The sequence below is a fragment of the Rhodococcus sp. I2R genome (assembly GCF_020889545.1).
GTDB lineage: Bacteria > Actinomycetota > Actinomycetes > Mycobacteriales > Mycobacteriaceae > Rhodococcoides.
In genome coordinates, this window is the sequence record NZ_JAHUTG010000010.1 from 188,965 (window position 1) to 195,979 (window position 7,015).

Here is a 7,015-nt window from a genome sequence, read left to right on the forward strand (position 1 = left end):
TCTCACATCCGGAAGACACCGAAGTTGGCGGTGCCTTCGATCGGGGCAGAGGCGATGGCCGACAGGCACATTCCTACTACCGTGCGGGTGTCACGGGGGTCGATGACGCCGTCGTCGTAGAGGCGTCCGGAGAGGAACATCGGCAGCGACTCGGCTTCGATCTGGTTTTCGATCATGGCGCGCATTCCGGCATCGGCTTCCTCGTCGAAGGCTTGGCCGCGGGCTTCGGCGGCGGCGCGTCCGACGATGGAGATGACGCCGGCGAGCTGGGCGCCGCCCATGACGGCCGATTTGCTGGACGGCCACGCGAACAGGAAGCGCGGATCGAAGGCGCGGCCGCACATGCCGTAGTGGCCGGCGCCGTACGAGGCACCGAGCAGGATGGAGATGTGCGGGACCTTGGAGTTGGAGACGGCGTTGATCATCATCGAGCCGTGCTTGATCATGCCGCCTTCCTCGTATTCCTTGCCGACCATGTAGCCGGTGGTGTTGTGCAGGAACAGCAGCGGTGTATTCGAGCGGTTGGCCAGCTGAATGAACTGCGTGGCCTTCTGCGACTCCTCGCTGAACAGCACACCGCGGGCGTTGGCGAGGATGCCGATGGGATAGCCGTGGAGTTCGGCCCATCCGGTGACGAGGGATCCGCCGTACATGGGTTTGAACTCGTCGAAATCGCTACCGTCGACTATGCGCGCGATGACCTCGCGGGGGTCGAAGGGGATCTTCAGATCGGTGGGGACGATGCCGAGCAGATCCTCGGGATCGGCAAGCGGTTCGATGACCTCTGCGCGCGGCTCGGGGCCCTTCTTCTTCCAGTTCAGCCGCGAGACGATGCTGCGGCCGATGCGGATCGCGTCCTGTTCGTCGACAGCGAAGTAGTCTGCGAGACCGGACTTGCGGGCGTGCATTTCGGCACCGCCGAGGGATTCGTCGTCGGAGTCCTCACCGGTGGCCATCTTCACCAGCGGCGGTCCGGCGAGGAATACCTTGGAGCGTTCCTTGATCATGACGACGTGGTCGGACATGCCGGGAATGTAGGCACCGCCCGCGGTGGAGTTGCCGAACACGAGCGCGATGGTGGGAATTCCGGCGGCGGACAGCTGCGTCAGGTCGCGGAACATGCGTCCACCGGGGATGAATACTTCCTTCTGCGTGGGCAGATCGGCGCCACCGGATTCGACGAGTGAGATAACCGGGAGCCGGTTCTGCGTCGCGATGTCGTTGGCGCGGAAGCCTTTCTTCAGGGTCCACGGGTTGCTGGTGCCACCGCGCACCGTCGGATCGTTGGCGACGATGAGGCATTCGACGCCGCTGACCACACCGATGCCCATGACGGTGCTCGCCCCGACGGGGAAGTCGCTGCCCCAGGCCGCGAGCGGACACAGCTCGAGGAAGGCGGAGTCCTCGTCGATGAGCAGTTCGATGCGTTCGCGAGCGAGCAGTTTTCCGCGTTTCTTGTGCCGCTCTATGTATTTCTCACCGCCGCCGAGAAGCGTCTTGGTGTGCTCGGCGTCGATCTCGGCGAGTTTGGTGTTCATGACCTCGGTCGCACCGGTGAACTGCTCGGATGCGGTGTCGAGGGTGGACTTGAGCACGCTCATGCCTGATACCCCAATCGTTTTGCTGCCAGTCCTGTCAGGATTTCTGTGGTGCCGCCACCGATGCCGAGGATGCGCATGTCTCGGTACTGCCGCTCCACTTCGCTCTCACGCATGTAGCCGAGCCCGCCGAACAGCTGGACGGCCTGGTTGGCCACCCACTCCCCTGATTCGACGGCGGTGTTCTTCGCGAAGCAGACCTCGGCGATGAAGTCCTCGTCGGATTCGAGGGATCGTTCGACGATGTTGTGGGTGTACACGCGGGCGATGTCGATCTTGCGGGCCATCTCGGTAACGGTGTTCTGTACCGATTGACGAGCGATGAGGGGTTTGCCGAACGTCTCGCGATCGCGGACCCACCGCAACGTCAGATCGAGGCAGCGTTGCGCACTCGAATAGGCCTGTGCAGCAAGGGCAATGCGTTCGCTGAGGAACGCCTGCGCGATCTGCGCGAACCCGGAATTCTCGGCGCCGACGAGATTGGCGACGGGGACCCGGGCGTCGACGAAGGACAGTTCCGCGGTATCGGATGCGCGCCAGCCCATCTTGTCGAGCTTGCTGGTGACCTCGAAGCCCGGTGTGCCGCTCTCGACGACGAGGAGGGAGACACCGCCTGCCCCGTCGCCTCCGGTTCGGACTGCGGTGACGACGAAGTCCGCGCGGCAACCCGAGGTGATGTAGGTTTTCGCGCCGTTGACGACGTAGTGGTCACCGTCCTTGACCGCCTTGGTGCGTAGGTGTCCGACGTCGGATCCACCGCCGGGCTCGGTGATGGCGAGCGAGCCGATCTTCTCGCCGGCGAGGGTGGGGCGAACCCACTTCTCGATGTGCTCGGGATCGCCGGCCGCGACCAGGTGCGGCAGCGCAATACCGTTGGTGAACAGGGACGCGAACAGCCCGCCCGACGCACCGGCCTGATGCATCTCCTCGCAGATGAGGATGGCGTCCGCCAGGTCACCACCTTCGCCGCCGACGTCCTCGGGAAAGCCCGCGCCCAACAGGCCCAGTGCCGCTGCCTTCTTGTGCAGTTCCCGAGGAATCTCACCGTCTGATTCCCACTGGTTCAGATGTGGCAAGATGTCCTGTTCGACGAAGCTGCGCACGGTCTTTCGGAGCTGTTCGCGCTCCGGGGTGGTCCAGATGGTCATACGAGATCTCCCTTATAGGCCAGGGTTTCGGGGATGTCGATGTGACGCGACCGCAGCCATTCGCCGAGCCCCTTGGCCTGCGGATCGAAACGCGCCTGCGACGCGACGCCCTGTCCGAGGATGCCCTCGATGACGAAGTTGACGGCTTTGAGGTGCGGAAGGACGTGCCTGGTGACGGTGAGTTTCTCCGCCTCGGGCAGCATCTTTTTCACCCTCTCGGTGGTCAGTGCATGTGCCAGCCAGGCGAATTCGCTATCGGTGCGAACCCAGACGCCGACGTTAGCGCTGCCGCCCTTGTCGCCGCTGCGGGCGGCGGCGATCGTGCCGAGGGGGGCGCGAACGGTGGGTTCCTCCGGCCTCGGCGTCGGGAGTTCGGGGTCATCGAGAGGCTCGAGCTTCTTCGTTTCCGATGCCGGGGCGATCGGTGTGCGAGTTCCATCGGGGAGCACGGCGGTGTGCGGGACCTCCTCGGCCGGGACAAACCCAGCGGTGAACACGCCGTAGGGTGCACCGTTGCTGGGCGGCGCGGTCAGCGAGAAACCGGGGTAACTGGCGAGTGCGAGTTCGACTGCAACCGAGGAGAACTGACGGCCGACGAGGTTCGGGTCGCTGTCCCGGGCGACACAACGCAGTAGCGCGCTCGCTGTTTCCTCGGTGTCGGCGTCGGGCTTGTCGGTGCGAACCAGAGTCCACTCCAGCTCAGCCGGGCGCTGCGGCAACCAGGACTCGAACTGCTTCTGTGCGAGTTCGGCTTTGGCTTCGATGTCGAGACCGGTGAGGATCGTCGTGAACTCATTGCGAAAGCCGCCGAGCGAGTTGAGCGAGACCTTCAGCGTGGGCGGAGGCGGCTCGCCCTTCGTGCCGCTGATGCGGACGCGGTCGGAACCGTCCTGCGTCAGGACCGCCGTGTCGATGCGCGCAGTGACGTCGGGGTTCGCGTAACGACCGCCGGTGATCTCGTACAGCAACTGCGCGGTGACGGTGCCGACACTGACTGCTCCGCCGGTGCCCTCGTGCTTGGTGATGACCGAGGAACCGTCGGACTCGATCTCGGCGATCGGGAAGCCCGGGCGGCTCATATCGGCGATCTCGGTGAAGAACGAATAGTTGCCACCGGTCGCTTGAGTGCCGCATTCGATGACGTGGCCGGCGACGACGGCTCCCGCCAGGGCGTCGTAATCCGTTCTTTGCCAACCGAAATGATAGGCGGCCGGCCCGAGGATGACCGAAGCGTCGGTGACGCGGCCGGTGACCACGACATCGGCGCCGGCGCTGAGACATTCGACGATCCCCCAGCCGCCCAGGTAGGCGTTGGCAGTGAGGGGGCTGCCCAGGCCGAGTTTTTCGGCGCGCGCGAGCAGGTCGTCGCCCTCGACGTAAGCGATTTTCGCGCCGCTGTCGAGCTTCTCGAGTGCCTCAGCCAGTCCTCGCGGGTTGAGGCCACCGGCATTGGCGACGATCTTGACGCCCTTGTCGAGCGCAAGACCGAGGCAGTCCTCGGCCTGACGCAGGAACGTTTTCGCGTAGCCGCGGGTGGCGTCCTTCATGCGGTCGCGACCGAGGATGAGCATCGTCAACTCGGCCAGGTAATCACCGGTGAGGTAGTCGAGTTCGCCTCCTTCGAGCATCTCGCGCATGGCGGAAATGCGGTCCCCGTAGAAGCCGGAGCAGTTGCCGATTCGTACTGTCATTGCTTGTCTCGTCCTGGTCCGGGAGGGCCTGCGAAGGCTTGGGCGATGGTGAGCCAGTGCTCGGCGTCGGCGCCGACGGCGTGGACGTCGAGATTCTCGCGATGTGCGCGCTGGGTGACCAGCAGGCAAAAGTCCGCCGCCGAGCCGAGGACGCGCTGAGAGGCGTCCTCGGGGCCCCAGGTCCAGAGCTCACCCAAGGGGGAGGTGAGCTCGACCCGGAACGGCTCGGACGGCGGAGTCTGCTGGTTGAGGGCATAGGCGAAATCCCTTGTGCGGACGCCGATGTGGGCGACGCCTCGGATTCGATCGGTCGGCTCGCGGGTGACGCCGAGGGCATCGGCGACGTCCTGGCCGTGCGCCCACGTTTCCATCAGGCGTGCGGTGGCCATCGAGGCCGCGCTCATCGGTGGTCCGAACCACGGGATCTTCACCCCGGACGGAACTGTCGACAGTCCGTCGGCCATGGCGTGACGACGGGAGCGCCAGGTCGGGACGAGGTCCGGTGCCTTCGCTTCCTCGGCGGCAGCGACGTCGACGAAACCGGTGGGATCGGCCCAGGCGAGTTTCAGCGTGGCGTCGAACTCGGCGGCGGCAGCGGGGTCGCCGGCCGCCCCGGACGTGGTGCGCTCGGCGACGTTGTCGGTCCAGGACAGGTGCCCGATCTGATGGGCGACGGTCCAGCCCGGCGCGGGCGTGGGCATCGACCACTGCTGGTCGGTCAGGTCGGCAACGAGGGCATCGAGGGCATCGCCCTCTGCGCGTAGATCTTCGACGATGGAGGCAAGGTCGGCCATGTGAACAGCTTCACACCGTCGATGCAAAAAAGCAAGCACGCCTGCTTGTTAATTTGCCTGCTGTTCAAGTAGCTCACCTACCGTCCTCGACGTGAAACTCGTCGGAGCACTCGGAGTTGTTGTCCTCGTCTGCGCACTGACCGGGTGCGCGCCCACCGAGCAGCAACCCACCTCGGTGCGTGTGGCCACCTTCAACGCCAGCCTCAATCGCGCGACCGAGGGACAGTTGGCGGCCGATCTGAGCGGCGAGAACGCACAGGCCCGCGCCGTCGCCGACGTCATTGCCGAGAATGCACCCGACATCCTGTTGGTGAACGAGTTCGACTACTCCTCCGAGGCGGTCGAGTTGTTCCGAGAGAACTACCTGGACGGCGTCTACCCCCACTCCTTCACCGCGCCCGTCAACACCGGTGTGGACTCGGGCTTGGATCTCGACTCCGACGGCTCGCTCGGCGGCCCGAACGACGCGTACGGATTCGGGGTCTTTCCCGGTCAGTACGGGATGCTGGTGCTGTCGAAGTATCCGATTTCGGTGGAGGGCGTGCGAACTTTCCAGGACTTCCTGTGGAAGGACATGCCGGACTCACTGTTGCCGCGCGAGTACTACGGGGAAGCAGCGGACGCGCTTCGACTCTCCAGCAAATCGCACTGGGATGTGCCCATCGAGGTGAACGGAAAGACACTGCACGTGCTGGCCTCGCATCCCACCCCGCCGACCTTCGACGGCCCGGAGGATCGCAACGGAAAACGCAACCACGACGAGATCCGGCTGACGGCGGACTACATCGATGGAGCGGAGTATCTGTACGACGACAACGGCGTTCGAGGCGGCCTGGCCGAGGGCGAGTCATTCGTCGTACTGGGCGATCAGAACAGCGACCCCATCGACGGTGATTCCGTCGACGGTGCGATTGCGCAGTTGCTGGACCATCCGCGCGTGCAGGACCCGGCTCCCACATCTGTGTCATACGGCACCGACACAGCCGACTTCGCCGATCCTGTGCCGGGTGACCTACGGGTGGACTACGTACTCCCGTCCTCCGAGCTGACCGTCACCGGTTCCGCGGTGTACTGGCCCGCCGACGCCGAGCACCCGTCGGACCACCGATTGGTGTGGGTGGATCTGGAGATCTGAGAAGCTGAGCCGGTGGAGGAACTACCCATCGTCGAGTTCGCGTTTCCCGGCGAGTTGAGAGATTCGCTGGTCGCACTGGTCCTGTCCGGACGAAAGACAACCACCGCCGGCCTGCTTGTCGACTACACAGTGCAGAACGAGCCGCTCCCGGTGGTCGGCGGGCGTTTCGCTGTGGTCGACTCGAACGGCGCGGTGGTGGGCATCATCGAGACCGTCGCGGTCGAAGTCGCGCGGCTGCGAGATGTCAGCGTCGAACACGCGCGGGACGAGGGCGAGGGGTATACGACGGTGGCGCAGTGGCGGGCTGGCCACGAGAGATTCTGGCATTCGGACGCGGTGCGGTGCGAACTTGGGGACCCGACCTTCACCGTCGACGATGACACCCCGGTGGTACTCGAGCGATTCCGGTTGGTTCGGTAGCCCACAGCGAAGATTCTGTCGGTGCGATGGTGTACCGGCCTCTTCCCTCGATAGTTGCTGGTGTACAACAGTTTTCGCTTGACCTATCCGATTTCCCGGCATACAGTCGAACATACGTGCCCCTCCTTACCTTTGTGTGGGTAGCTTGACCTCGATTCCGCCGAGGTTGAGATAGATCATTGCTTTCAGCGATGCGGCAGAATGGTGGCCGTAGCCTCGGGCGTTGATC

At 64.7% G+C, this 7,015-nt stretch carries 6 protein-coding genes; 2 read left to right on the top strand and 4 right to left on the bottom strand.

The genetic code is table 11. The features are described from left to right. Nucleotides 1-2: 2 nt before the first annotated feature. The 4 genes from KVY23_RS13045 to KVY23_RS13060 are packed head-to-tail and all read right to left on the bottom strand — an operon-like array spanning nucleotide 3 to nucleotide 5,231. The gene (locus KVY23_RS13045; RefSeq protein WP_230556775.1) at nucleotides 3-1,601 is read right to left on the bottom strand and encodes an acyl-CoA carboxylase subunit beta; all 1,599 of its coding nucleotides are present in this window, start codon (nucleotides 1,599-1,601) and stop codon (nucleotides 3-5) included. Then, nucleotides 1,598-2,746 (bottom strand): acyl-CoA dehydrogenase family protein, encoded by a 1,149-nt coding sequence (locus KVY23_RS13050; RefSeq protein ID WP_230556777.1) that lies wholly within the window; start codon nucleotides 2,744-2,746, stop codon nucleotides 1,598-1,600. Before KVY23_RS13050 ends, KVY23_RS13045 begins: the two co-directional genes overlap by 4 nt. Further along, nucleotides 2,743-4,437 carry an acyclic terpene utilization AtuA family protein gene (locus tag KVY23_RS13055; protein WP_230556779.1) on the bottom strand — a complete coding sequence of 565 codons (1,695 nt, stop codon included), beginning with the start codon at nucleotides 4,435-4,437 and terminating at the stop codon, nucleotides 2,743-2,745. Before KVY23_RS13055 ends, KVY23_RS13050 begins: the two co-directional genes overlap by 4 nt. Continuing rightward, nucleotides 4,434-5,231: a TIGR03084 family metal-binding protein gene (locus tag KVY23_RS13060; RefSeq protein ID WP_230556780.1), complete on the bottom strand. Its 798-nt coding sequence runs from the start codon at nucleotides 5,229-5,231 to the stop codon at nucleotides 4,434-4,436. The genes KVY23_RS13055 and KVY23_RS13060 overlap by 4 nt, the downstream gene beginning before the upstream one ends. A 91-nt stretch (nucleotides 5,232-5,322) precedes the next feature. On the opposite strand from KVY23_RS13060, the gene KVY23_RS13065 reads away from it, so the two are divergent. Both KVY23_RS13065 and KVY23_RS13070 read left to right on the top strand, forming a co-directional pair. Further along, on the top strand, nucleotides 5,323-6,366 hold the full coding sequence (locus KVY23_RS13065; protein WP_230556781.1) for an endonuclease/exonuclease/phosphatase family protein: 1,044 nt from the start codon (nucleotides 5,323-5,325) through the stop codon (nucleotides 6,364-6,366). A gap of 12 nt (nucleotides 6,367-6,378) precedes the next feature. Further along, complete coding sequence (locus tag KVY23_RS13070; RefSeq protein ID WP_230556782.1) at nucleotides 6,379-6,786, top strand: ASCH domain-containing protein; 408 nt, start codon at nucleotides 6,379-6,381, stop codon at nucleotides 6,784-6,786. Nucleotides 6,787-7,015 lie beyond the last annotated feature (229 nt).

Excerpts from the sequence above, each read along its gene's own strand:
- KVY23_RS13045 (WP_230556775.1), bottom strand. The coding sequence starts at position 1,601 with ATGAGCGTGCTCAAGTCCACCCTCGACACCGCATCCGAGCAGTTCACC.
- KVY23_RS13050 (WP_230556777.1), bottom strand. The coding sequence starts at position 2,746 with ATGACCATCTGGACCACCCCGGAGCGCGAACAGCTCCGAAAGACCGTG.
- KVY23_RS13055 (WP_230556779.1), bottom strand. The coding sequence starts at position 4,437 with ATGACAGTACGAATCGGCAACTGCTCCGGCTTCTACGGGGACCGCATT.
- KVY23_RS13060 (WP_230556780.1), bottom strand. The coding sequence starts at position 5,231 with ATGGCCGACCTTGCCTCCATCGTCGAAGATCTACGCGCAGAGGGCGAT.